Here is a 25,247-nt window from a genome sequence, read left to right as displayed (position 1 = left end):
TTTAGCCGTATATTTTAATTTGAGGTAAAGCTAGATTAGTGAAATAATCAAGCAATTTTCAATTAAATGTTTACATTGAAAACATTTTGAATACTTATCTTAAACAAGTACTTTCATCAGAATTTAAGTCATTTATTATCCCTGAATATTTATTGCCTTCTAAAGAAGTTATTAAAACAGTATTACAGGATACGGGTAACGCATGAAGTCTTTCAAATTCAGTTTTTGAAACACAAACCCATTTAATGTCAATGTTACTCTCACATAGAGTAGTTAAACCTACTTTATAGTTTTTATCTCTGGTGAGTTCTTTAGCCTTTTCTAAAATTTGATCGTTTGTACAGTTAAACAACATAAAAACGACTAGAATTGATAATAAGGCTTTCATGGTTTGCTGATTTAAAGTTATGTTAATATACATATTTAATTAATAAAAATTAGAGAATAGCAGGAACTACTCATTTAAGGTTTTAATCATATATAATTTATAGCTAATAAACCAAACAAAACATTTTAAGCGTTTTAATTCTAGGAATTAGTATATTACTTGCTGTAATAACATTAAAAAATGTGTTTAGTTTAAATTTGTAATAGTGAATAACTTTTCAATAGATATAAATGTTGATGTAGGCGAGGGCGTTGGTAACGAGTCTCAGTTAATGCCTTTGGTATCATCTTGTAATATTGCCTGTGGCGGTCATGCTGGAGATAATGTAACAATGCGGTCTGTTGTTAAATTAGCAAAACAGCATCGAGTTAAAATAGGTGCGCATCCTTCGTTTCCTGATAAAGAAAATTTTGGTAGAGTAAAGATGGATATGTCTTGCACAGCTTTATTTGCTACGTTAAAGCATCAAATAGAAGATTTGCTAAGTATTCTTAGAGAAGAGCATATAACCTTGCATCATGTAAAACCTCATGGTGCACTTTATAATTTGGTAGCTGTCGATAAAAAAGCAGCTTTGGTTATTATAGAGGTTATGAAAAGTTTTGTAGATCCTATAAAATTATACGTGCCTTTCCAATCGGTTATTGCCAGTTTAGCTCTTGAAAATAATATTCCTATTGTTTACGAAGCCTTTGCCGATAGAAATTATAATGCCGATTTATCCTTAGTTTCACGAACAAAAAAAGAAGCTTTAATACACGATACAGATGTGATGTTTAAACATGTTTATGGTATGATTTTAAATCAAAAAGTAATTGCCGTAACTGGAGAAAGTGTCCCTATAAAAGCCGAAACATTTTGTATGCATGGCGATAATTTTAATGCTGTATCATTACTTAAAAAGTTGCGAATAAATTTAGAAAAAGAAGGTGTTAAAATTAGATAAAAAGGTGACTTTCAATCTTACATATAAACCGTTTGGAGAGCGTTCTATTTTAATAGAATGGCCAGCGGTTATTGATGAAACTGTTTTGCAAGATATTATTCGGTTTAAAGATGCTATTCATGATTTTAATGTTAAATCTATTGTTGAGGTAAAAAACACATATAACTCGTTATTAATTAATTATGATTTGGTTTGTAGGAATTTCGAAAATGAAGTAAATCTTTTAAAAAAGATATATAAATCTAGTGATTTAGAACATGACATAGTGTCAAAGTTGTGGACGATTCCTGTGTGTTATGATCCTGTTTTTGGAATTGATTTAGACGCTATTTCTATAGAAAAAAAACTGTCAAAAGAAGCCATTATTAAGCATCATTCTGAAGCCGTTTATACCGTATATTTTATTGGTTTTTTACCAGGGTTTTTATATTTAGGAGGCTTAGATAAATCACTACATATACCTAGAAAATCGACTCCACGATTGCAAATTGAAAAAGGTGCTGTTGCTATTGGCGGACAGCAAACTGGTGTCTATCCAAATGTAAGTCCAGGAGGTTGGAATATTATAGGAAATACGCCTGTAGCATTTTTTAATCCGAAATTAGAACTGCCTTGTTTTGCAAAAGCAGGAGATAAGATTGTTTTTAAACCGGTATCATTAAAAGAACATAATAAGATTAAAATGTTAGTTGATGCGGGTGTTTATCAATTAGAAAATGAACTTGTAAATGATTAAGGTTTTAAAAGCAGGGTTTTATTCTAGCATTCAAGATATGGGACGTTTTGGTTATCAAGAATATGGTGTGCCGTATTCTGGTGTTATGGATGTGCTTTCGGCATCTATGGCAAATAGTTTGTTAGGTAATGATGTTAACGCAGCAGTTATAGAAATTACTATGACGGGACCAACGCTTCAATTTTTTAAAGCTATAACTATTTGTATTTCGGGTGCAGATATATCTCCACAATTAAATAAACGGTCTATAAAGCTTAATAAAGCCATACAAGTTAAATCAGGAGATGTATTATCATTTGGTAAATTGAGTAAAGGATTTAGGTGTTATTTGGCTGTTTTAGGTGGGTTTAAGACCGAAAAAGTAATGCGAAGCCGAAGTATGTATAAAGGCATTACAGCGCAGTTTATGCTATATAAGGATGACGAATTAGATCATGAAGACGTATTAACTGGAGTTGCTAGTGCGCATGCATCAATAAAAGTAAATGCATCTCATTATGATTCTGAAGTTATAAATGTTTTTAAAGGACCAGAATTTGATTTGCTTTCAAAAGATCAACAAAAAGAATTGTTTGCAAATGCGTATACTATTTCAAAAGATAACAATAGAATGGCATATCAATTAGAAGCGACTTTAAAAAACAATTTAAAACCTATTATTACTTCATCTGTACTTCCTGGTAGCGTGCAATTAACACCTTCGGGAAAATTAATTGTATTGATGCGAGATTGCCAAACCACAGGTGGTTACCCTAGAGTACTTCAACTAAAAGAATCAGCAATTAATGTGTTGTCTCAAAAGTTTACTGGACAATCTATTTTGTTTAAGTTGGTTTGATTTAGAGTTACTTTATGTGATTTCTCACATGCGTTCGAAATGACTCAGGAATACTAAAAATAACCAGTTTGTCATGTCAAAATGAGGTGCGATTGAGATATCTCATAACGTTTTCCAAACCCTTTCATTATTTTATGTGATTTCTCCTTGTGTCAAAATTGACTCAAAACCTTGAAATACTAAGCCAATTCTAAAGCAATTTCAATCATGTCTTTAAAAGTGGTTTCTCTTTCTTTACTCGTTGTTCTTTCACCTGTTACTAGTGAATCAGAAATGGTTAAAATACTTAAAGCATTAACATGATGTTTTGCAGCAACGGTATATAAACCAGCTGTTTCCATTTCAACACAAAGAACACCGAATTTCGACCATTTTTTGTAGGATTCAAAATCGTCTGCGTAAAACTCATCTGATGTAAAAATATTACCAGCTTTTATAGGGATGTTTTTAGTTTTTGCAGCATCAACAGCCTTTTGAAACAGTTCAAAATTAGCAGTAGGAGCATAATCGGCACCACCAAAGCGAAGTTCATTGACACCAGAATTTGAAGAAGCAGCCATTGCCAAAACAATATCTCTAATTTTAACGTGCTTTTGGTAAGAGCCAGCACTACCAACTCTAATTAAGTTTTTTACGCCGTATTCGTTTATAAGTTCATGGGCATAAATAGAAATACTAGGTACGCCCATACCTGTACCCATTACAGAAATAGGTTTATTTTTATATGTTCCAGTATAACCATACATACCTCTTATTTTATTAAAACAAACAGGATTTTCAAAAAAAGTTTCAGCAATCCATTTCGCTCTTAATGGATCTCCAGGTAATAAAATGGTTTCTGCAATATCTCCTTTTTTTGCCTCTATGTGTACACTCATAATTAATATTCTTTTTCTAGGGATGTGTTTCCTGATACAATAGCAATTCCAGAAGACGTGCCAATACGGTCAACACCTAAATTAATATATTCTAGTGCTGTTTTTAAACTTTTTATACCACCTGACGCTTTAATTTTTGCCTCGTCTTTAGCAATGTGTTTCATAAGTTTTACATCATGAATTGATGCACCTCCAGTACCAAAACCAGTAGAGGTTTTAATAAAATCGGCACCGCTTTGTAAAGCCAATTCACTAGCTTTTATAATCTCAAGATCTTCAAGGTAGCAAGTTTCTAAAATAACTTTTAGTGTATGATGTGGTATAATATTTTTAATAGTTTCAATCTCTTTCCAAACAGCATCAAAATCTTTACTTTTAAGTAAGCCAATGTTTAGTACCATATCAATTTCATCGGCACCATCTAATATAGCTTGTTTGGTTTCTGCTACTTTTGCCGTTGTGCTCATAGCTCCTAAAGGAAACCCGATAACACTACAAATTTTGATAGAAGTGTCTTGCAATACTTGTTTTGCTAAAGTGACATAACAGCTATTAACACAGACGGAATAAAACTGATATTCAATTGCTTCGTTACAAAGTTGTATGATGTCATTTTTTGTAGCAGTTGCCTTTAATAGAGTATGATCTATGTATTTATTAATAAGTTTCATTTTGACAGCAAATTATGTATAAAGTTAAGGTTATTTTGTGTTTGAATTATGACTTTTGTTAGGTTTTATACATTTTTCACGGCTTTCAAAATAAAAGGGTAGAGAAAATCAATCGATTTTCTCTACCCTTTTGTTTTTGATTAAATTAAATGATGTAACTTTTTTTAGTTACTCAATTTATTTCCATATTGATTTCATTAATTTTTTGTGCTGCCAAATACTGTTTGTATAGTTGGGTGCTTTTGTTTATTTTATGTTTGGTTAAGTCTTTAATAGGTGTAGAAGTACCAACTCTATCGGCACCAGCTTCAATAAATTTTAAAGCTGTTTCTAAATCATCAATACCACCATAAGCTTTTATTTTAGCATTGTCTTTTATGGTTTTCTTAATAATCTTAACGGCTGTTAAAGTAGCACCTCCTTTAGAAAATCCAGTAGATGTTTTTATGAAGTCTACTTTTGCGTCTAAGGAAATTTCACAAGCTTTTATAATTTCATTTTTATTTAATTCTGAAATTTCGATAATCACTTTTAAAGGCGTGTTTCCTATTGCTAATTTTACATCGCTAATGTCTTTCAATACAGAGACATAATTTCTGCTTTTAAGAAGTCCTAAATTTATTACCACTTCAATTTCATCGGCGCCATTCTCAATAGCTTTTTTTGCTTCAAAAACTTTTGATGTTGTAGACATTGCTCCAAGTGGAAAGCCTACAATAGTACATATTTTTACATCTGTTTTTTCTAAAAGTTCATTTGCGAGTGAAACATAGGAACTGTTTATACAAACTGAATAAAAATTGTTTTTACTAGCTTCATTGCATAAGTTAATAATTTCTCGTTCAGTTGCAGTTGGTTTTAATAGGGAATAGTCTATATACTGTGATATATCCATTTAAGTAGGTTTTAGGGTCTTATTATGCTATTAATAAGTTGTTTATAAAATTTTTACATGTAGTTTTGGGGACATACATTGTAGCTAAACTATAAATAATTTTTTATATTTTTTAATAAAACTTAATATATTAGACGAACGGTATACTCAGTTTTTACTAACTGTTTTATTATGAAAATGTTACAATATTAATTGTGTTTTATCAACGGATTTGATTTTAATTGATTAATACGTTCTTCAAATATATTTCTGTCAATTGGACTATTTATACTTTTAAAAAGTGTCATTAAATCTTCAGTATGTGTTTCCCGCTTTTGTTCCAGTAGATTATAATGAACAAAACCACACCAAATAACCGATTTTAAATGACTTTTGTCTTCATTATACATACGCATTTCTGCATGTATTTCACTAGTGTTATAATGAATTAATTGAGACTCTATAATAACCGTTTCCATTAAAAGTGCTGGTTTTAAATAGGCAATTTGATTGCTACTAGATACCCAGCTTTTTCCTTCTTTTTTTGCTATTTTATAAATATCTAAATTGTAATTTTCTATAAGTGCATCTTCGCGATGATTCATAAAATAGTTTGTATAATTTCCATTATTTAAATGATTAAAAGGGTCGCAATCTTGAAATCTAATTTTTGTTTTACTTGCTAGTATTTTAGGTAATTGATTCATGAATTATATTTTTTTTCGCTTTTAATGAATTAAATCTTTAATTCGTTATGTATTAATTGATCTATTTGATTCATGGTGTCTTTCATGTATAATTCATCATCCATAGTGTAGGTCATAAAAATAGCACCTTGTATCATGGTGTCTATGCGTTTTGCATATTGCATAGCATTAATTTCGGTTGATATTTCTCCAATTTCAATACCATCTTCTATAATATTGCATAGCTGATCTTGAATACGTTGTACAACATCTCTAACTTTTTTAAGTAATTCTGAATTACTATTGTTGGCATCAACACCAATATTTAAAACTGGGCAGCCGCCTAATGGCTTACTAAAAGGATAGTAGTTTCTATAAAAATCTGCTATTAAAAATAATTTTTGAATGGGAGAATCGCTTAATTCTAAATACTCTGCTAGGGGTTTCATTAAAGATTTAACCATAAATTTAAATGACGCATATGCCAATTCTTCTTTATTTTTAAAGTTGCCATAAATAGCGCCTTTGGTTAATCCTGTTGCTTTGGTAATATCACTAATACTAGTTGCAGCATAACCGTTCTTATTAAAAATAGGTGCTGAAACTTCAATAATATGTTGCGATGTTAATGCTGCTTTTGTTGTCATAATAGTACAAATATATAAAAAATATACCAATCGGTATATTTTGTTTTGGTAAATAAAAAAAAGCAACAATTATCTCATTACGAGATTCATGCTGCTCTTCACTAACCAACCAATTATAAGACGATATTCATGTTGAATTGTTACAACATGATATCATTTTTTTTAAATATCATCAGTTACCAAGTCCCCTTGGTTTCTAAATACTAATTGATCATCAAAGGCATCTAATAAAATAATACTATCTGTTGTGACTTTACCAGCTAATATTTCTTTGCTCAGAGCATTTAATACTTCTTTTTGAATGACTCGTTTTACTGGTCGCGCACCGTATTCTGGATTGTAACCTTTGTTTGCTAAATACTCTATAGCTTGTGGTGTTGCATCAAAAGTGATACCCTGTTCTGCAATCATTTTGGTAATACCTTTTAATTGCAAACCAACAATAGCAGTTATATTTTCTTTATTTAATGGTGTAAACATAATGGTATCGTCAATACGGTTTAAAAATTCGGGTCTAACACTTTGTTTTAATAGCGCTAATACATCAATTTTTGCAGCTTCTATTGCAGAGTCTATATCTTTAGTTGCATCAAAACGATCTTGAATAATGGTACTTCCTATGTTAGAGGTCATTATGATAATGGTGTTTTTAAAGTCGGCAACACGTCCTTTATTATCCGTTAAATGGCCTTCATCTAATACTTGTAATAGAATATTAAAAGTATCAGGGTGCGCTTTTTCAATTTCATCTAAAAGCACTACAGAGTAAGGTTTGCGTCTTACGGCCTCTGTTAGTTGCCCACCTTCATCATAACCTACATACCCTGGAGGCGCTCCTATTAATCGACTTACTGCATGGCGTTCTTGATATTCGCTCATATCAATACGTGTCATAGCACTTTCATCATCAAATAAATATTCAGCTAATGCTTTAGCGAGTTCTGTTTTACCAACTCCCGTTGTTCCTAAAAACAGGAAGGTTCCTATCGGTTTTTGAGGATTTTGTAACCCTGCACGACTTCTTCTTACAGCATCACTAACCGCCTCAATGGCTTCTTCTTGACCTACAACACGTTTGTGCAATTGATCTTCAAGTTTTAGAAGTTTTTCACGTTCGCTTTGAATCATTTTTGTTACAGGAATACCCGTCCATTTTGCAACAACCTCGGCTATATCATCATAAGTCACTTCTTCTTTTATTAAGCTATTGCTGTTAGCTTGTTGTTTAGAAAGCGTGGTCTGAAATGCTTCAAGTGCTTCTTGAGCTTCTTTAATTTTACCATAACGTAATTCTGCTACCTTACCGTAATCGCCTTCACGTTCTGCTTTTTCAGCTTCTAATTTGAAGTTTTCAATATCCTGTTTTGTATTTTGAATATTTTCAACGACTTCTTTTTCAGATTTCCATTTAGCATTAAGGGCGTTTCTGGTTTCTTTTATATTAGCTAAATCGGAACGAAGCGATTTTAATTTGCTTTCGTCTTTTTCTCTTTTTATAGCTTCAATTTCGATTTCTAACTGCATGATTTTTCTATCCATAACATCCAATTCTTCTGGTTTAGAATTTATTTCCATGCGTAGTTTAGAAGCCGCCTCATCCATTAAGTCAATCGCTTTATCTGGTAAAAAACGGTTGGTGATATACCGTTGTGATAATTCAACCGCACCAATAATAGCTTCGTCTTTAATACGAACTTTATGGTGTGTTTCGTACTTTTCTTTAATACCTCGAAGTATAGAAATAGCGCTTTCGGTATCTGGTTCATCAACTATTACCTTTTGAAAACGACGCTCTAAAGCTTTATCTTTTTCAAAGTATTTTTGATATTCATCTAATGTAGTTGCTCCAATAGCTCGAAGTTCACCACGTGCTAGAGCAGGTTTTAAAATGTTTGCAGCATCCATAGCGCCTTGACCGCCACCGGCACCAACAAGGGTGTGAATTTCGTCTATAAAGAGTACAATGTCGCCTTCACTATCGGTAACTTCTTTAATTACAGCTTTTAGGCGTTCTTCAAATTCACCTTTGTATTTAGCACCAGCAATAAGAGCACCCATATCAAGCGCGAAAATTTGCTTGTCTTTTAAGTTTTCAGGAATATCGCCATCAACAATCCTGTGTGCTAAACCTTCAGCAATAGCTGTTTTACCAGTACCAGGTTCTCCAACAAGAATCGGGTTGTTTTTGGTTCTACGAGATAATATTTGCAGTATTCTGCGTATTTCTTCATCACGACCAATAACAGGATCTAGCTTACCGTCTTTAGCTAACTGATTTAAGTTTTTAGCATATTTATTAAGCGAATTATAAGTTTCTTCTTGACTTTGAGAGGTTACATTTTCGCCTTTACGCAATTCTTCAATAGCAGCTTTAAGTGTTTTTTCTGTGATGCTTTGATCTTTTAACATCTGAGCTATTTTGCTATTCGATTTAAAAACAGCCAAGATTAAATGCTCAATAGATATATAATCATCTTTCATTTTCTTAGTAATGATAGCTGCTTCGTTAAGTGTTTTCCCAGCTTCACGAGATAGCATGAGTTCACTACCCGTTACTTTAGAAAAACTTTCTAATTGTTTGTCTAAAGCCTGTTTTAGAATAGCTATGTTTACATTCAATTTTTTTAAAATGAATGGAAGAACGTTTTCATCAACTTCAAAAATACCTTTAAAAATATGTTCATTTTCTATTTGTTGGTGTCCATAGCCTTGAGCAATTTGTTGTGCTTGCTGTATGGCTTCTTGCGATTTAATTGTATAATTATTCAAGTTCATCTGGATATATTTTTTTATCATTCCCTCCTAAGAAGGAATCTTTATGTTATTATTAATTTGTTTTTACATGAGGTTTAGGACAATAATCTTACCAACACCAATACAAAGACAAAATGTCTTCTAACGTCTTGTTTTTAATGACTTTATGTCACTTCTTGTTTTTCTCTGTATAGATTATAATTTCTATGTATGGTTTATGTATAGGTTGAATTTTAGTTGTTTATAATAAAAGACTCTAGCTTTGCTCTGACTAATTCATGTAATTTATGCGTATTTTTTCTCTGCTTCTGTTAGTGTTATTTATTTCTTCAATTGAAGCTCAAGTTATTCAAGATGATTTTGAGGGCAGTGGAACAATATCATCATGGTATGGTGATGATTGTATTATTAATACTAATTTTATTAACCCCCATAAGCAGGGAATTAATGCGTCTAATAAAGTATTAAAGTATGAAGATAGAGGCGGTAAATATGCAAATGTAAGATTTGATAATCCTATTAATCTTGATATGGCTAATAGAAATGTTTTTGTTTTTAAAATTTATGTTTCTTCAATTAATTTAACAGGAAACCAGACAAGTCAGGTGTCTTTGAAACTTCAAAATGTTGACTTAGCGGAAGCTTGGACTACACAAACGGAAATTATAAAACCTATTAAAATAGATGAATGGCAAGAATTAACTTTTGATTTTAAAAATGATTCATACATTAATTTAAATAGTAATTCACTGCCTCCAAACCAGCGTAATGATTTAAATAGAGTTGTTATTCAAATTAATGGAGAAAATAACACAGACCATGTTTTAGCTTATATAGATGATTTTTATAATGATAGTTCGATAAATGAGGATTTTACTTATGATAAATTAGTTTGGTTTGATGAGTTTAATGATACAGGAGCGGTAGATAACACGAAATGGTTTCACCAAACTAAATTTATAGCTGGAAATAGTTGGGCAAATGGAGAACAGCAGCATTATACTAATAGAGAGGTGAACTCTTATACAGATAATGGAACACTAAAAATAAAAGCTATAAGAGAATCTTTTACAGACCAAAATGTTACAAAACAATATACATCAGCGAGACTGAACTCTAAATTTGCTTTTAAATATGGAAGAATTGAAGTTCGTGCTAAATTGCCATCAGTTTCTGGTACCTGGCCTGCTATTTGGTTGTTAGGAAAGAATATTAATGAAGATGGAGCTTATTGGGATAACCAAGGATTTGGAACTACTGGTTGGCCATGGTGTGGTGAAATAGATATTATGGAGCCTAATGTAGCAAAAACAGAAATTTTAGGAACATGGCATTGGAATAATGGAGAAGGATACATGCTTAATAGTAAAAGTATACAGGCAAATAATATTGATACATCTCAAAATTTTCATGATTACGTATTAGAATGGAATGCTACGTCAATGAAGATCTATATGGATAACAATTTAATAAATGAAATGCCTACTGTAGAGCCTTTTAATCAGGAGTTTTTTATATTACTTAATGTGGCTATGGGAGGAAGTTTAGGCGGAAATATTGATAGTGGGTTTAATAATGACACCATGGAAATTGACTACATTAGGGTTTATCAGCAAGGTGCTTTGTCTGTAACCAATGATATTTCTACTTCGAAAATAAAATTATATCCTAATCCTGTAAGCGATAGATTGAATGTACTTATGGAAAATTATTCTAATGCTGATATGGAATTACAGATAATAGATGTTAGTGGCCGTTTGGTTTTTAAACAAGATTATACCATAAATAATAGAAGCCTTGAATTTAATACATCATTTCTAAAACAAGGTATTTATTTTTTAAGCCTTAAGTTTAATGATGGTAAATTATCTACACATAAATTCGTAAAAAAATAAGTTTGTAAGATTCTGAACATTATCCGACTTTTACATCATGGGATTAATAAATAAAATATTTGGTAGTACAATTGAAAATAAAGAAGAAAAGGTTTTGCCTTGGATTGCTTTAAATGCACTATCTCAATTAGATGATATAAAAGAAAAATCGAGTATAAAAACTCAAGTTGTTTTTAAGCATTCTACTCGTTGCGGAATTAGTAGAATGGTTGTAAATCAGTTTGTAGATGCTTATGATTTGGAAGAAGAAGACCTAGATTTATATTTTTTAGATTTGTTGAAATACCGAGATGTGTCTAACGAAGTCGAATATAAATTTCAAGTTATGCATGAATCTCCACAATTATTAATAATTAAAAATGGGGTTGTTATTAATCATGCTTCGCATGGTAGTATTAATGAGATTGATTTAACTCGATTTGTTTAAATAAGTAACATTTCATTCATGATTTGGTAATAGTTAATATCTACGTATATTTACTAGAATTAATTATAAATAACTTATGAAAAAATCACTTTCATTCTGTTTTGTTTTATTCATTTTGGTTTCATGCAAACAAGAAACTGAAAATAAATCAGATTTAATCAAAGAAAAGTTTAATACACTACTTTATAATTTTAGTAAAGATAGTTATGAATTATACCCAGAAAAAGCTACTAACGCTGGCATTGATGGCTATAACGATGAATACCCTAATTCTTTATCTGACGAATTCAATAATAAAGTAAAAGCTTGTTATACTAAGTATAAAAATGAGTTGTTTGCAATACCAGATTCCCTATTAAACGATACTGAAAAAATGAGTAAATCTGTATTGTTATGGGAATGTGATATAAATTTGGAAGCTCTTACTTTTCAAAAAAAAATAATGCCTATAGACCAAATATGGTCAGCAAATTTAGATTTTAATCAATGGGCTAGTGGTACTACTTCACAACCATTTAATACCGTTGAAGATTATAACAATTGGTTAAAACGTGTTGATGCTTATTTAGTTTGGCTTGTTTCAGCAAAAGCTAACATGAAAAAAGGTATACAAACAGGTTACGTATTGCCTAAATCTTTAATCGAAAAAGTAATTCCACAATTTGAAGTATTGGTAATTGGAGATGTAGAAAACAACTTATATTATTCGCCAGTTAATTTATTTCCAGATTCGTTTACCCAAGAAGAGCGAGACAAACTTACCAAGGCTTATAAAAATATGGTTGCCAATAAAATTATACCAGCACATGCAGAAATGGTTACATTTTTAAAGGATGAATATTTGCCTGCAGGAGTTGAAGATTTTGGTATAGCTGCCTCTACGCCTCTAGGAGATAGATATTATTCGCATCAAATAAAGAAATATACTACTACTAATATGACTGCAGATGAAATCCATCAACTTGGTTTAAATGAAGTGGCTCGTATTAGAAGTGAGATGAACGCTATTAAGGAAAAAGTTGAGTTTAAAGGTGATCTAAATGCTTTTTTTGATTATGTAAGAACAAATAAAGATTTAATGCCTTTTAGAGAACGTTCTCAGGTAATAGCTTTTTATGATAGCATTCACAATGAAATGAAACCGCAACTAGACAAACTTTTTGGGAAACAACCAAAAACACCTTTTGAAGTTAGAAGAACAGAACCATTTAGAGAAAAATCGGCAGCTGCGAATTACAATTCAGGGTCTTTAGATGGAACACGACCAGGAATTTTTTATACACCAATTCCAGATGTTGAAACTTATAATGTTTTTGATAAAGAAGATTTGTTTTTGCACGAAGCTATACCTGGGCATCATTTTCAAGTCTCATTGGCCCAAGAAAATGAAGAGTTGCCTGCTTTTAGAAAAACATTATGGTATAGTGCTTATGGTGAAGGTTGGGCACTTTACACAGAAAGGATGGGAGAAGAATTAGGTTTGTATAAAGATCCATATCAATATTTCGGAATGTTGAGTAGCGAAATCCATAGGGCTATTAGATTAGTAGTTGATACAGGTTTGCATACTAAAGGTTGGACACGCGAGCAGGCTATACAATACTCATTAGAAAATGAAGCTGAAGAAGAAGCAAGTATTATAAGTGAAATTGAACGTTATATGGCAAATCCTGGTCAGGCTTTATCCTATAAAATTGGTCAGTTAAAGTTAATCGAATTAAGAGAAAGGGCTATTAAAGCTTTAGGTGATAAGTTTGATATACGTGAATTTCATAATCAAGTATTAGAAACAGGTTGTATTCCACTACAATTATTGGAAAATAAAATTGATAATTGGATTGCTGTTAATAAATAGAAGTTGTTTTTCTGACTGATATCATGGAGACTTCAGATTACTTATTTGTTTACGGTACCTTACAGAAGGATATAGATAATGATATGTCTAAGTTTTTGTCTAAACATGCCATACTTGTAGCAAAAGGTTATTTTCATGGAAAGCTTTATAAGGTGTCTTGGTTCCCTGGAGCTATTATAAGTTCTAATGCTTTAGATAAGGTATATGGTTCTGTTTTTAAATTAATCAATTCTGAAACTGTTTTTAAAGTTTTAGATGATTATGAAGGTATTGGAGAAAATTATCCTAAGCCTAATTTATATAAAAAAGATACAGTTACAGCTTATCTTGATAATGGTTTAACTCTTAAAACTTGGGTTTATATTTATAATCATAGAGTTACAGATTTAGAGCAAATTATTTCTGGAGATTTTTTTAATTAATTATATCAATATTTAAAGTTTCAGATAAGAGTGAAAAATCATATTGATTGTTATATTTACAATTATTATAAATAAATTTTAAAAATGAACGTATTACGCTTTTTTGTTTTCGCTACAGTAATGTCTATTAGCAATACTATTTTTTCTCAAACTATTGAATTTGAAAACCCTATTGCAGAGGAACGTGCCGATCCTTGGGTTTATAAAACGGATGATGGGATTTATTATTTAATAGCGTCAGTTCCTGAATATGATAAAATAGTCATTAGAAAAGCAAATAGTATAAATGGTTTAAAATCTGCCGAAGAAAAAAACGTCTGGTTTAAGCATAAATCTGGTGTTATGGGGCATCATATTTGGGCGCCAGAATTACATAAAATAGATGGTACATGGTATATTTATTTTGCCGCTGGTGAAGCTGAAAACATTTGGAATATTAGAATGTGGGTGCTATCAAATGATTCCGAAAACCCAATGGAAGGCGAGTGGAAGGAAGAAGGCCAGATAAAAACGCAACGCGATTCGTTTTCATTAGATGCTACAACATTTGAGCATAATGGCAAACGATATTTAATTTGGGCACAAAATCTTTCAGAAAAGAAGCATGGTACAGGATTGCTAATTTCAGAAATGGAAAACCCTACCACTTTAAAAGGTCCTGAAGTAGTTTTAACAGAGCCAGACTTTAGCTGGGAAAAAATAAAGTATAATGTTAATGAAGGGCCAGCAGTTATAAAAAGAAACGGAAAAGTGTTTGTAACTTATTCTGCTAGCGCTACCAACCATAATTATTGCATAGGATTATTATCTATAGATGAAGGGGCTAATTTATTAGAAGCGTCTAACTGGTATAAATCTCCAGCACCTGTTTTTTCTACAAATGAAGAAGTAAAAAGATTTGGTCCAGGGCATAATTCTTTTACGACTTCCGAAGATGGAGAAACCGTGATTTTAATTTATCACGCTCGCGATTATAAAGAGATTATAGGTAATGAATTATCAGATCCTAATCGTGCAACTCGAGCTCGTGTTGTTGAATGGACAGAAACTGGTTTTCCAGACTTTTTGCAACAAAGTGGAGATTAGTAGCTCTTTGTATATCACATATAATCAAGAACCTGTTATGTTAGTAATTGAGGATAGAAAGTTTCAAATGTAGTTGTAAGTCATTTGGGCGATAAGAGAAATCACATAAAGAGAATTACTAGGTTTTCTTTAAGAATATTAAGTAATTTATCAAGAAATAAATACAAACAAAAACTCCCAAATTAATATTTGGGAGTTTTTGTTTTTTATAATGCATAAGAATTAATAATATTCTTAAGTTGTAGCTTTAAATCTTCACCTGTGTCATAAATCATTTGTTCTTCGCTAGGGAAGGGAACAGCACGTTTTTCTAAAAAGTGTAATAGGCTGTTGTCTAAAGCACGACGATCTCCTCTTGAGTTGGCATAAATATGTTCAAAAACAAACTCACTCGTAATAGGAAAGGCGTCTACCAATTGGTTGGTTTTTGTATTCAAGTATTCTACATTACCTGTAATTTGTGTCGCTTTAAACTGTTTAAACTCGTAATAGGTACATCTTACGGTTTTCAATTTATCTACTTTAATACTATTGCCAAGGCTGTCTTTTACTTCATGACCATCTTCACCAACTAAATATTGCCATCCATCAACAATTTGTTTCTCTTTTATAATTTCACGCTCTTTAATTTGTTCAGGCGAAATATTAATGTCTCTTAAATTAACACGCATATTATAATCATAAGTGATTTTATCTTCTGGAGTGCCATGATAAACAGACCAAAAATTATTAAGTCCGTAGCTACTAAAATTCAATAAATCATCTTCTAAGCGTTTCGGAATCACCTTTTGTGTATCATTAATCATATCTACCAAAACAAAATCGGTGCCTTTAATATGCGCACTTTCCATAAGTTGACGCACATCTTTATAATTTGGATTTATGTTTTCAATTTCTTTTAATTCATCATAAGCCACTCTATAATCTAATTTGTTAGTAGATTTTAATAGTGTTGTGGCATTTATATAAATTTGCTCAGAAGCATTATTCTTGTAATTTATAATTTGATTATCATAATTTTTTAAATTGAAAACAACCTTTTTACCATTTACATATAATGGAAGTAATGGTTTAATTCGCTCTTGTCTGTTGTTTAAACCAACATACATATCATAAATGCGAATATAATTTTCTGGATTGTTATCTTTTTTAAGAAAATCCACATCATTTAAATCACGCTCATTCGCTTTGTTAAATGCTTCTTGAAGCATGATAATAAAATCGGCTTTTCCTTTTTTATTCTTATTAGTTCGTAATTTACTAATAGCATCCGTTATCGCCTGATCGTAATTACCATAACTTAGCGATTTTTCAATTTGTTTACTCGTGCTACACGCTATTAATGAAATTGCAATTATTGTAGAAAGTAATATTTTTTTCATCTGTTTAAATTTTATCATTTTTAACTGTCAGATGTGTGTCTTTACGTATTTTTTTGGATATTAATAATTGTAAAGACTCATTTCTTAGGTTAAATATTTTGTTATTGGTCTACTATTTCAATAGTGGTGCCAAAATATAAAATATATGGATAAAATGCTAATAAATCCGATGAAACAATAATGTATAAATCAGTAAAGAGGTTAAATCTTACTTCTTTTTATAAACAGGCAATAATTTTGTAGAAACTTCACCAAAGCCTATACGGGTACCATCTTTTTCGCAATGTCCACGCATAATCACAGTATCGTTATCATTAATGAACTTGCGTTCGCTACCATCTTTCATTTTAAGAGGTTTTTCACCTTTCCATGATAATTCTAGCATAGAACCGTAAGAATCTGGTGTAGGACCAGAAATAGTGCCACTACCAATTAAATCTCCAGAATTTATAGGACAACCATTAACCGTATGATGTGCTAATTGTTGAGACATATTCCAGTACATGTGTTTGAAATTAGAGTGACAAACCACAGTTTCTTTTGCACCATTTGGCTGAATAGCCACTTCTAAATTAATATCATAGCTTTTCTTTCCTTTATATTGTAAATAAGGAAGTTGAGGTTTAATTGGTTTAGGACCTTCAACTCGGTAGGGTTCAAGAGCGTCAAGAGTTACAATCCAAGGTGAAATAGAAGACGCAAAATTCTTAGCTAAAAATGGTCCTAATGGAACATATTCCCATTTTTGAATATCGCGGGCGCTCCAATCGTTAAATAATACCAACCCAAAAATATATTCTTCTGCCTCTTCAATAGGAATAGGTTCTCCTAAATCGTTAGCATCTGTGGTTATAAAAGCCATTTCTAATTCGAAATCTACTAATTTACTTGGGCCAAATACAGGTTCGGTTGCATCTCCAGGAAGGGTTTGCCCTTGTGGTCTGTGTATAGGGATTCCCGAAGGTATAATAGAAGAACTCCTACCATGATACGCCACAGGAATGTGTAACCAGTTTGGTAATAAAGCATTATCTAGATCTCTAAACATAGTACCTACATTGGTAGCATGTTCTTTACTTGAGTAAAAATCGGTATAATCACCAATATGTACAGGTAATTGCATTTCAATTTCATCTAAACGAAATAATACAATCTCTTTATGTTTGGTGTTTTCTTTTAATGTTTTGTTTTCGGCATCAAAAATTTCAGAAATTCTATTTCTTACAGCGCGCCAAGTTTTACGGCCATCTGCAATAAAATCGTTTAAAGTATCTTGAAGAAAAATATCATCAGTTAATGGGATACCAGCAAAGTATCCTAATTGATGTAAAGCGCCTAGATCTATAGCGGTGTCACCAATACGTGTTCCAATGGTAATAATATCATCACGAGTTAAAAACACACCAAATGGGATGTTCTGAATTGGGAAATCGGAGTTTTTATCTACGTGTAACCACGACTTTCTATCTGGATTGTTAGCTGATAACGGCATAACTTAAAGAGTTTAAATTTTGTTGAATTATATTCAAACCTACACATTTTTTTCATTTTAACAGAAAAAAAAGCCTAAAAAATAGAATTCTTTCAAACGTTGATAAAATGGTTGAAAACTTAAAGGTAAATAAATGTTTTTTGATGAATATAAATAATCTATTTGTTATTTTTGCGCAATATTTAACTAGAACTATATTTTATATGCAACGCGACGAACAAATTTTTGAACTTATACAAGCTGAAAAGGAGCGCCAATTACATGGAATTGAATTGATTGCTTCAGAGAATTTTGTAAGCGAACAAGTTATGGAAGCTGCCGGATCGGTATTAACAAACAAATATGCCGAAGGTTACCCAGGTAAACGCTATTATGGAGGCTGCGAAGTGGTTGATGAAGTAGAGCAAATTGCTATAGATAGAGCAAAAGCATTGTTTGGGGCGGCATACGTAAATGTACAGCCACACTCTGGAAGTCAAGCAAACACAGCAGTGTATCACGCTTGTTTAACGCCAGGTGATAAAATATTAGGATTCGATTTGTCTCACGGCGGACATTTAACACACGGATCGCCAGTAAACTTTTCTGGTAAACTTTACAATCCTGTATTTTATGGAGTAGAGCAGGAGACTGGTGTTTTAAATTATGATAAAATACAAGAGATAGCTACAAAAGAGCAACCAAAATTAATCATTGCTGGTGCTTCGGCTTATTCTCGCGATATCGATTTTAAACGTTTTAGAATTATTGCAGATAGTGTTGGTGCTATTTTAATGGCCGATATTTCACATCCTGCAGGATTAATTGCTAAAGGTATTTTAAACGATCCGCTTCCTCACTGTCATATCGTAACAACCACAACTCATAAGACTTTAAGAGGTCCTAGAGGTGGTATGATTATGATGGGACAAGATTTTGATAACCCATTTGGTATTACATTAAAAAATGGCAACTTACGTAAAATGTCTTCTTTATTAGATTCTGCTGTTTTTCCTGGAAATCAAGGTGGACCATTAGAACATATTATTGCAGCTAAAGCGATTGCTTTTGGTGAAGCATTAACTGATGATTTTTTACATTACCAATTACAAGTAAAACAAAATGCAACAGCTTTGGCTGAAGCATTAGTTGCAAAAGATTATAACATAATTTCTGGCGGAACCGATAACCACTGTATGTTAATAGATTTACGTAACAAAAATTTATCTGGTAAAGATGCAGAACAAGCTCTAGTAAAAGCTGATATTACTGTAAACAAAAACATGGTGCCTTTTGATGATAAATCACCATTTGTAACCTCAGGAATTAGAATTGGAGCTGCTGCTATTACAACAAGAGGTTTAAAAGAAGCAGAAATGATAGCGATAGTCGATTTAATTGATGAAGTTATTAATAACTTTGAAGATGAAGCTGTTTTAGAAGCTGTTAAAGTAAAAGTAAATGCGATGATGGCAGGAAAACCATTATTTGTATAAGCTAAAACAAACCATATATTAAATTGAAAAATCCCGCTTTATTAAGTGGGATTTTTTGTTTTTACCACTGTCAATAGCTATTGGGACTTAATCTTTAATGTGGGTATTCTAGTTCGTTTAACGTTTTTGTGTATGAATCGTTGCGTGTGATTGCCGAACCATTTTAAGTACAAATCTACGTGAAAATTCCGCAGGAATTTTCCAGATGAGCACAGACCAAGCAATGGTTTATACATGTTGTTATGCACATGTGCTTAATAATATTAGTCATTTTTAATTATCAAATGTGCCTCTTCTTTTCAAAGCCTTTGTTGGATGAGTAGGAGTAGATTCTTCAATAAATAAGATTCCATCGTATCTGTCCTTTAATACAACTTTTACTTTTATTGCTCCTTTCCCACCATAAGGCCAACCACCTTGTACCTTCTTTTGAGGAGTTTCCATCCAGGTGTTCATATCCATGTTTTTATGGGCCTCACGTAAATCAACAAACAGTTTATCATAACCTGTACGATAAAAATACCAGTCGATATTTTTTTCCTCAGTAGATATGTTTTCCGCTCTGAGTGGACCAAAACTCTTATCAGGATTAAGAACCATGGCCTGGAAACTGCCCCTATAACACTCAAATGACATTGAATAATACTGACTTCCAAAATTCTCTCTCAGCAGATATCCCATTTTATTTTTACCAGCTACACCTATATGATAATCATGCGCCCAAACAATATATTTTGCGTCGGTAGTTTCCTGTTCTATCTTATTCAGTAAATTAAGCGCCATATATGTATTTCTATTCGATTGTATGGTCGTAACAGATGACTGGGGAGATTTTATTGCTTGCAAAATACTCTGCTCCATCACCTTGAGGTATTGATAGATTGTTTCCCATTCTGTTATAGAAGTATTGGCTATGAGCTTATCTTTTTCAGCTATAAATTCACTCAGAAATTGTTGATAAGGCTTTAACAAAGGAAGCATTACGCTTTCCTTTTGGGCGATAAATACCTTTTCTTCTTCTTTGGCAAGAATCTGAAAAAGGGAAACCACTGTTGGGATTTTTTCGGGGGCTACTTTCCTTAAATATGCTATGGTTCTTTCTCTTCCTATATCATTATATCCCATGCTCAATCCAAAAAAATGCACTTTCTTATTATCGGGAACCTTTGAATTGTAATCTTTCAGCCATTCGATCAAATCTGCAAATTCCTCCATATCCCAGGCGTCATATTTCTGACCTGAAACTACAGAATAAAGATCACCTTTACCATATAAGATATATTCATTAATGGGCACACTAGACGCAATTGGAGCTTCCATGGCAAATTGCGTAAAGCCCATCTCCTTAACGAGAAAGGCTATAAGCCGGTGCTTCATTTTAAAAAACTCACTTGTACCGTGTGTAGACTCACCCAAAGCAACAATTTTAGCATCTTTCAATGTTTTTTTTAGCAGTTTTAGGTCTTTGAAGCTATTTCCTGATTCAATGGTTTTGATAGGAACTGCGTTTTGCTTTAGCCAGGAAATAACTTCTTTATCATTTATTATTGCTGAATTCTGCTGAGCTATTGTAAAACCTGTTACCCAAAGAGAAATCGATACCGTTAATAATATTGTTTTCATATCTTGGAATATGTTATATCTAAAAGTAACAAGTTAAAAATAAAATTGTTAATAATCAAGATTTTTCGCATAGCGCACAACGACATGATATGAAATCGTTTTAATATTTCATATCTAATGTTAAACGAAGTTGTCGTTTTTTTTCTGACAAATTCAAGCTTGGAAAAATGAATTATTCCTCATCAGGAAATGTAATATGTTGGTAAGCACCTAAATCTGGTGAAGCGGTTCTATTTACGTTTAAAATATCAACTGGTACTTGCGTTGCAAATGTTGCGTTTCCTTTGTTTATAGCTGCCGATTCTTCTCCAATCATCAATTTATTTAGTGAAGTATCAAGGAAATTAGGATCTTCATTAAAAATATTTCCTTCGTATTTAGAGGTGTCATTTAAATCGTAATTAGGACCTGTAAAATTGTTATTATCATCTTTAAAACGGATGAGGCAATTTGTAAATTTAAAGTTAAAAATAACGTTATCATCTTCTAGTTCGTCTAACAAAATTTCAGGATTATCGTTTCCATAAATAATGCAATTATTAAAATTAGCTTCGGTTAAATCAGCTAGTGTTGCATTGTTTTCTTCATCTAAAATAAAATTATTTAATAATAAAGAAGGGAATTGTCTAAAGCCGTTGTCCCAATAATTTACAAGGGTACTGTGTGTAAAATTATATTTACCTCCAAGTGTTCCTGCAAATGATGCTTGACCGCTATTGTTAATTACTACATTCTCTGCTGTAATAGAGGTGTTTCTACCTAAAATCCCAAAACTACTTGAGTTATATATTTGCGAATTTGTAATGGTAAGTTTATCGTTATTGTCGTTGGGGTTGCCATCGCATAAAATACCAGCAATGGCATTTTTAATGGTTGCGTAATTTATGCTGTTATTTATACTGCCTTCAAAAAGCCAAATGGTACCCCATTGCCCAGGAGCATCAGAAAATTCAGGTTCTAAGCGGTCGCCTTCAAAAATAACTTCGTTTTCTAATACATCTTGATCGGTACTTAAGCTACCATTTACGTGAAGTGAAGCGCCTTCGTTAACAATTAAGCCAGAGTTTTCATGAAAATGAATACGGGCACCAGCTTCAATGGTCAAAGTTTCGTTATTTGGAACCGCAGCAAAACCATATATAACATAAGGTTTTGTGTTTGTAAAAGTAAGTTCACTTGGTAATAATTCGCGACCATTTATATCGGTTTCGAATACTTCGCCACCAACATTAAGTGTTAGTGTTTCGATAACTTTAGTGGTATTATCTCTATCTGGATAAATAAAAATAGCATCTTGTATTAACGTTACCAATTCTACTTTTTGAAGGTTTGTATTGGTGTCAAATTCTATTTGATCTGTATTTAAAAAAGTACCATCTGTATTAGGGAAATTATTAGTATCTACAGTAGTTTCTATAAATATATAGAGACTGTCTTTTGCTAATATTGAAATATTTTCAAAGCTTTTTCCTGCTAATCCATCAACATTTAATCGGTAGCTAGAAGCTTCACCAGTGCTTAATTTTATTGAAGGAATAATAATATCATCATTACTTCTGTTATATACTTTTAAATTATAGGTGCTAGAACTTATTTTATTAAATACAGTGTCTAAATACACGGTATCTTTGGAGAATTCTAAGTGTCCTGTACTTGGTGTAAAATCAAAATCTTTACGGCAAGAACTCCAAAGCATTAAAAATCCGATAGAAAAAACTAAATATATGAGGCGCTTCATTACTGACTAGTTGTATTATTTGTATGAATTATCAAAAATATAACTTTTAAAATTATGAATTAGTATGATGCTTATTAATTTAAGGCATCAATCCGAGTGAAACACTTCGGAATTTATTAAATATTATAAGTCATTTCGAACACATATAAAAAATTGCATCATTAAATACTGTGATGTATGAATCTTAGCTCATTTCGACAAGACGGTTAAATTTTAATGAAAAAACAAGTAGGATTGTTAAACCAAATCACGTATCATTTTAGCTGCAATTTCCGCAGTAATATCTCGTTGTGGCGATCCAAACATTTCGTAGCCTACCATGAATTTTTTAACGGTAGCACTTCGTAATAAAGGTGGATAAAAACTCATATGCCAGTGCCAATGATTATTAGATTCTCCATTTGTTGGTGCTTGATGAATTCCGCTAGAATACGGAAACGACGTGTTGAATAATTTATCGTAGGCTTTTGTTAAAACCGAAATGGCTTCGGCAAACAGATAGGATTCATTATTTTCTAATTCTAAAATACTTCTTTTATGAGATTTAGGTACAATCATAGCTTCAAAAGGCCATACTGCCCAAAATGGAATAAGCACTACAAAGGCATCGTTTTCAAAAATAATACGTTCGTTTTTTTCTAATTCCTGTTTTAGGTAATCTCCTAAAAGACTGCTCTTGTTTTTGTTATAATAAGCTAATTGTTGTGTGTCTTTTTTATAAACTTCGTTAGGTAAGGTGGTTTGACTCCATATTTGTCCGTGTGGGTGCGGATTACTACACCCCATAACAGCACCTTTGTTTTCAAAAATTTGCACGTAATTTATAAGTTCATTTTCGCTAAGTGTTTTGTATTCGTTTTGCCATGCGAAAACTACTTTTTCAATGTCTTTAGCATCCATATCTGCTAAACTTTTTGAGTGGTCTGGACTAAAGCAAATCACTTTACAAATACCTTGTTCACTTTGTGCTTTTAATAAACCATCATCTACTGAAAAAGTTTTTGAATCGGTTTGTAGTGCTGCAAAATCATTCGTAAAAACAAAAACATCTTTGTAATCCGGATTTATTTCACCATTAATTCTTGTATTTCCAGCACATAAATAACAACTCGCATCATGTGATGGTCTGACTTCATTAGAAACCGCTTCATTTTGTCCTTGCCATGGTCTTTTTGCGCGATGAGGTGATACTAAAACCCATTCGTCAGTTAATATATTATAGCGTTTATGTGAATAATCTTGTAAATCTGAATTCATGATTTTTGAAAATACGTTGTTAATTATTTTATAAGATGTGTGCCATCTGAAAGCTCAACAGAATAGATAGAACAGTCTTTATCAAACTTTGCTTTATATGCTTTTGAAACAGATGTTTTAAATTGATCTACAGCTGTTTTTGCAATTAAATTTATGGTGCAGCCACCAAAACCGCCACCCATCATTCTCGCACCTAATATATCTTGATTTTCTTTGGCTTGTTGTACAAGAAAATCTAACTCGTCGCAGCTTACTTTATATTGGTTTTGTAAGCCATCATGGGAGCTATAAATTAAAGCTCCTAATGTTTTTAAATCACCATCAGTCATCGCTTTAGAAGCATTTTCTGCACGTTTGTTTTCTTCAATAACGAAAAGTGCTTTTTGAAAATCTTCGTTAGAAATAGTATCTTTTACTTTTTCTAAATCTGCTTCAGTAGCATCTCTTAAAGCTTTAATGTTTAACATGCTTGATACCTTTTCGCAAACCGAACGCCTATCGTTATAAGCACTATCAGACAAGCTATGCTTTACGTTGGTGTTGATTAGCATAAGCTCATGTTTTTCGAAATTAATTTCAAAAGGTGTTGCTTTAATGGTTCTGCAATCCAAAAGTAAGGCATGGTTTTTTATACCAAACATGCTGGCATATTGATCCATAATACCACAATTAACACCTACATAATTATGCTCAGCTTTTTGTGAAATTATAATCATTTCAGTTTTTGTTAATCCTAAATCGAATAATTTATTCAAGCCAAAAACAACTGCGTTTTCTAAAGCAGCAGATGATGACATACCAGAACCTGCAGGAATGTTTCCACTAAAAGTTATGTTGAAATTATCAACGGTAATCCCTTTTTTTGAATTTCCGAAATGACTCCTAATATATAATTTCCCCAACTTTCTTTTTCTAACGGACTAATAGTTTCAGTTGAAAATTGAATAGTTTCATCTAAATCTAATGCACTTGCTTTAGACGTATTAGAATCACTTTTTTGAAGCGCAGCAACAATACCTTTATTAACTGCAGCAGGAAAGACAAATCCATCGTTATAATCAGTATGTTCACCAATAATATTAATTCTACCTGGAGAAAAAACCATAATCGGTTCTAAATTGTATGTATTAATAAAGCTGTCTTTTACTTTTTTAATTAGTGCGTTGTTCATTTTTAT

Annotated in this window: 23 protein-coding genes; 9 read left to right on the top strand and 14 right to left on the bottom strand. The window is 31.9% G+C overall.

Going from position 1 to position 25,247, the window contains the following annotated elements; all coding sequences use genetic code 11:
• Nucleotides 1–94: 94 nt before the first annotated feature.
• Nucleotides 95–421: a hypothetical protein gene (locus RHP49_00400; protein WNH12734.1), complete on the bottom strand. Its 327-nt coding sequence runs from the start codon at nucleotides 419–421 to the stop codon at nucleotides 95–97.
• A 172-nt stretch (nucleotides 422–593) separates the two neighbouring features.
• On the opposite strand from RHP49_00400, the gene pxpA reads away from it, so the two are divergent.
• From pxpA to RHP49_00385, 3 genes are read left to right on the top strand one after another with little or no spacing between them, the layout of a single operon-like run.
• On the top strand, nucleotides 594–1,334 hold the full coding sequence (pxpA, locus tag RHP49_00395; protein ID WNH12733.1) for a 5-oxoprolinase subunit PxpA: 741 nt from the start codon (nucleotides 594–596) through the stop codon (nucleotides 1,332–1,334).
• Complete coding sequence (pxpB, locus tag RHP49_00390) at nucleotides 1,318–2,070, top strand: 5-oxoprolinase subunit PxpB (protein ID WNH12732.1); 753 nt, start codon at nucleotides 1,318–1,320, stop codon at nucleotides 2,068–2,070. The genes pxpA and pxpB overlap by 17 nt, the downstream gene beginning before the upstream one ends.
• Nucleotides 2,063–2,908, top strand: coding sequence for a biotin-dependent carboxyltransferase family protein (locus RHP49_00385; GenBank protein WNH12731.1), 846 nt, complete (start codon nucleotides 2,063–2,065; stop codon nucleotides 2,906–2,908). The genes pxpB and RHP49_00385 overlap by 8 nt, the downstream gene beginning before the upstream one ends.
• A gap of 179 nt (nucleotides 2,909–3,087) precedes the next feature.
• Here the strand turns inward: RHP49_00385 and deoD are convergent, their stop codons facing one another.
• The 6 genes from deoD to clpB form a co-directional block, all read right to left on the bottom strand.
• A complete protein-coding gene (gene deoD, locus RHP49_00380) occupies nucleotides 3,088–3,786 on the bottom strand; it encodes a purine-nucleoside phosphorylase (protein WNH12730.1) in 699 nt (232 codons plus the stop codon).
• A 2-nt stretch (nucleotides 3,787–3,788) separates the two neighbouring features.
• Complete coding sequence (gene deoC / locus RHP49_00375; protein WNH12729.1) at nucleotides 3,789–4,457, bottom strand: deoxyribose-phosphate aldolase; 669 nt, start codon at nucleotides 4,455–4,457, stop codon at nucleotides 3,789–3,791.
• A gap of 172 nt (nucleotides 4,458–4,629) precedes the next feature.
• Entirely contained in the window at nucleotides 4,630–5,352 is a 723-nt protein-coding gene (deoC, locus tag RHP49_00370; protein ID WNH12728.1) for a deoxyribose-phosphate aldolase, read from the bottom strand.
• 188 nt (nucleotides 5,353–5,540) lie between these two features.
• Nucleotides 5,541–6,038, bottom strand: a complete 498-nt coding sequence (locus RHP49_00365; protein WNH12727.1) for an acyl-CoA thioesterase — start codon at nucleotides 6,036–6,038, stop codon at nucleotides 5,541–5,543.
• A 29-nt stretch (nucleotides 6,039–6,067) separates the two neighbouring features.
• Complete coding sequence (locus RHP49_00360; protein WNH12726.1) at nucleotides 6,068–6,664, bottom strand: TetR/AcrR family transcriptional regulator; 597 nt, start codon at nucleotides 6,662–6,664, stop codon at nucleotides 6,068–6,070.
• Nucleotides 6,665–6,826: 162 nt separating this feature from the next.
• The gene (clpB, locus tag RHP49_00355) at nucleotides 6,827–9,439 is read right to left on the bottom strand and encodes an ATP-dependent chaperone ClpB (GenBank protein ID WNH12725.1); all 2,613 of its coding nucleotides are present in this window, start codon (nucleotides 9,437–9,439) and stop codon (nucleotides 6,827–6,829) included.
• Nucleotides 9,440–9,705: 266 nt separating this feature from the next.
• Here clpB and RHP49_00350 point away from each other — a divergent pair, with 266 nt between their 5' ends.
• The 5 genes from RHP49_00350 to RHP49_00330 all read left to right on the top strand — a co-directional run bounded on the left by RHP49_00350 (nucleotide 9,706) and on the right by RHP49_00330 (nucleotide 15,103).
• Nucleotides 9,706–11,313, top strand: coding sequence for a family 16 glycosylhydrolase (locus tag RHP49_00350; GenBank protein WNH12724.1), 1,608 nt, complete (start codon nucleotides 9,706–9,708; stop codon nucleotides 11,311–11,313).
• 37 nt (nucleotides 11,314–11,350) lie between these two features.
• The gene (ytxJ, locus tag RHP49_00345) at nucleotides 11,351–11,740 is read left to right on the top strand and encodes a bacillithiol system redox-active protein YtxJ (protein ID WNH12723.1); all 390 of its coding nucleotides are present in this window, start codon (nucleotides 11,351–11,353) and stop codon (nucleotides 11,738–11,740) included.
• Between the two features lie 76 nt (nucleotides 11,741–11,816).
• The gene (locus RHP49_00340; protein ID WNH12722.1) at nucleotides 11,817–13,595 is read left to right on the top strand and encodes a DUF885 domain-containing protein; all 1,779 of its coding nucleotides are present in this window, start codon (nucleotides 11,817–11,819) and stop codon (nucleotides 13,593–13,595) included.
• A 23-nt stretch (nucleotides 13,596–13,618) separates the two neighbouring features.
• A complete protein-coding gene (locus RHP49_00335; GenBank protein WNH12721.1) occupies nucleotides 13,619–14,017 on the top strand; it encodes a gamma-glutamylcyclotransferase family protein in 399 nt (132 codons plus the stop codon).
• 84 nt (nucleotides 14,018–14,101) lie between these two features.
• Nucleotides 14,102–15,103: a glycoside hydrolase family 43 protein gene (locus tag RHP49_00330; protein WNH12720.1), complete on the top strand. Its 1,002-nt coding sequence runs from the start codon at nucleotides 14,102–14,104 to the stop codon at nucleotides 15,101–15,103.
• A gap of 206 nt (nucleotides 15,104–15,309) precedes the next feature.
• Here RHP49_00330 and RHP49_00325 read toward each other — a convergent pair whose 3' ends face one another.
• Both RHP49_00325 and fahA read right to left on the bottom strand, forming a co-directional pair.
• A complete protein-coding gene (locus RHP49_00325; GenBank protein ID WNH12719.1) occupies nucleotides 15,310–16,485 on the bottom strand; it encodes a hypothetical protein in 1,176 nt (391 codons plus the stop codon).
• Between the two features lie 208 nt (nucleotides 16,486–16,693).
• A complete protein-coding gene (fahA, locus tag RHP49_00320; protein WNH12718.1) occupies nucleotides 16,694–17,977 on the bottom strand; it encodes a fumarylacetoacetase in 1,284 nt (427 codons plus the stop codon).
• A 203-nt stretch (nucleotides 17,978–18,180) separates the two neighbouring features.
• Here fahA and glyA point away from each other — a divergent pair, with 203 nt between their 5' ends.
• The gene (gene glyA, locus RHP49_00315) at nucleotides 18,181–19,452 is read left to right on the top strand and encodes a serine hydroxymethyltransferase (GenBank protein ID WNH12717.1); all 1,272 of its coding nucleotides are present in this window, start codon (nucleotides 18,181–18,183) and stop codon (nucleotides 19,450–19,452) included.
• Nucleotides 19,453–19,725: 273 nt separating this feature from the next.
• Here the strand turns inward: glyA and RHP49_00310 are convergent, their stop codons facing one another.
• The 5 genes from RHP49_00310 to RHP49_00290 all read right to left on the bottom strand — a co-directional run bounded on the left by RHP49_00310 (nucleotide 19,726) and on the right by RHP49_00290 (nucleotide 25,241).
• Nucleotides 19,726–21,075 (bottom strand): erythromycin esterase family protein, encoded by a 1,350-nt coding sequence (locus tag RHP49_00310; protein ID WNH12716.1) that lies wholly within the window; start codon nucleotides 21,073–21,075, stop codon nucleotides 19,726–19,728.
• A 172-nt stretch (nucleotides 21,076–21,247) separates the two neighbouring features.
• A complete protein-coding gene (locus tag RHP49_00305; protein ID WNH12715.1) occupies nucleotides 21,248–22,813 on the bottom strand; it encodes a hypothetical protein in 1,566 nt (521 codons plus the stop codon).
• Between the two features lie 237 nt (nucleotides 22,814–23,050).
• Nucleotides 23,051–24,070 carry a UDP-glucose--hexose-1-phosphate uridylyltransferase gene (locus RHP49_00300; protein WNH12714.1) on the bottom strand — a complete coding sequence of 340 codons (1,020 nt, stop codon included), beginning with the start codon at nucleotides 24,068–24,070 and terminating at the stop codon, nucleotides 23,051–23,053.
• Between the two features lie 23 nt (nucleotides 24,071–24,093).
• The gene (gene galK / locus RHP49_00295; protein WNH12713.1) at nucleotides 24,094–24,972 is read right to left on the bottom strand and encodes a galactokinase; all 879 of its coding nucleotides are present in this window, start codon (nucleotides 24,970–24,972) and stop codon (nucleotides 24,094–24,096) included.
• Nucleotides 24,900–25,241, bottom strand: a complete 342-nt coding sequence (locus RHP49_00290) for a galactokinase family protein (protein WNH12712.1) — start codon at nucleotides 25,239–25,241, stop codon at nucleotides 24,900–24,902. Before RHP49_00290 ends, galK begins: the two co-directional genes overlap by 73 nt.
• Between the last annotated feature and the right edge of the window lie 6 nt (nucleotides 25,242–25,247).

This window comes from Flavobacteriaceae bacterium HL-DH10, from assembly GCA_031826515.1.
In the GTDB taxonomy this organism is placed as follows: domain Bacteria; phylum Bacteroidota; class Bacteroidia; order Flavobacteriales; family Flavobacteriaceae; genus Thalassobellus; species Thalassobellus suaedae.
Note: the sequence above shows the minus strand (reverse complement) of the source record. Positions and strands in the feature narration are given on the sequence as shown.

Excerpts from the sequence above, each read along its gene's own strand:
- RHP49_00400 (WNH12734.1), bottom strand. The coding sequence starts at position 421 with ATGTATATTAACATAACTTTAAATCAGCAAACCATGAAAGCCTTATTA.
- RHP49_00385 (WNH12731.1), top strand. The coding sequence starts at position 2,063 with ATGATTAAGGTTTTAAAAGCAGGGTTTTATTCTAGCATTCAAGATATG.
- deoD (WNH12730.1), bottom strand. The coding sequence starts at position 3,786 with ATGAGTGTACACATAGAGGCAAAAAAAGGAGATATTGCAGAAACCATT.
- deoC (WNH12729.1), bottom strand. The coding sequence starts at position 4,457 with ATGAAACTTATTAATAAATACATAGATCATACTCTATTAAAGGCAACT.
- deoC (WNH12728.1), bottom strand. The coding sequence starts at position 5,352 with ATGGATATATCACAGTATATAGACTATTCCCTATTAAAACCAACTGCA.
- RHP49_00365 (WNH12727.1), bottom strand. The coding sequence starts at position 6,038 with ATGAATCAATTACCTAAAATACTAGCAAGTAAAACAAAAATTAGATTT.
- RHP49_00360 (WNH12726.1), bottom strand. The coding sequence starts at position 6,664 with ATGACAACAAAAGCAGCATTAACATCGCAACATATTATTGAAGTTTCA.
- clpB (WNH12725.1), bottom strand. The coding sequence starts at position 9,439 with ATGAACTTGAATAATTATACAATTAAATCGCAAGAAGCCATACAGCAA.
- RHP49_00350 (WNH12724.1), top strand. The coding sequence starts at position 9,706 with ATGCGTATTTTTTCTCTGCTTCTGTTAGTGTTATTTATTTCTTCAATT.
- ytxJ (WNH12723.1), top strand. The coding sequence starts at position 11,351 with ATGGGATTAATAAATAAAATATTTGGTAGTACAATTGAAAATAAAGAA.
- RHP49_00340 (WNH12722.1), top strand. The coding sequence starts at position 11,817 with ATGAAAAAATCACTTTCATTCTGTTTTGTTTTATTCATTTTGGTTTCA.
- RHP49_00335 (WNH12721.1), top strand. The coding sequence starts at position 13,619 with ATGGAGACTTCAGATTACTTATTTGTTTACGGTACCTTACAGAAGGAT.
- RHP49_00330 (WNH12720.1), top strand. The coding sequence starts at position 14,102 with ATGAACGTATTACGCTTTTTTGTTTTCGCTACAGTAATGTCTATTAGC.
- RHP49_00325 (WNH12719.1), bottom strand. The coding sequence starts at position 16,485 with ATGAAAAAAATATTACTTTCTACAATAATTGCAATTTCATTAATAGCG.
- fahA (WNH12718.1), bottom strand. The coding sequence starts at position 17,977 with ATGCCGTTATCAGCTAACAATCCAGATAGAAAGTCGTGGTTACACGTA.
- glyA (WNH12717.1), top strand. The coding sequence starts at position 18,181 with ATGCAACGCGACGAACAAATTTTTGAACTTATACAAGCTGAAAAGGAG.
- RHP49_00310 (WNH12716.1), bottom strand. The coding sequence starts at position 21,075 with ATGAAAACAATATTATTAACGGTATCGATTTCTCTTTGGGTAACAGGT.
- RHP49_00305 (WNH12715.1), bottom strand. The coding sequence starts at position 22,813 with ATGAAGCGCCTCATATATTTAGTTTTTTCTATCGGATTTTTAATGCTT.
- RHP49_00300 (WNH12714.1), bottom strand. The coding sequence starts at position 24,070 with ATGAATTCAGATTTACAAGATTATTCACATAAACGCTATAATATATTA.
- RHP49_00290 (WNH12712.1), bottom strand. The coding sequence starts at position 25,241 with ATGAACAACGCACTAATTAAAAAAGTAAAAGACAGCTTTATTAATACA.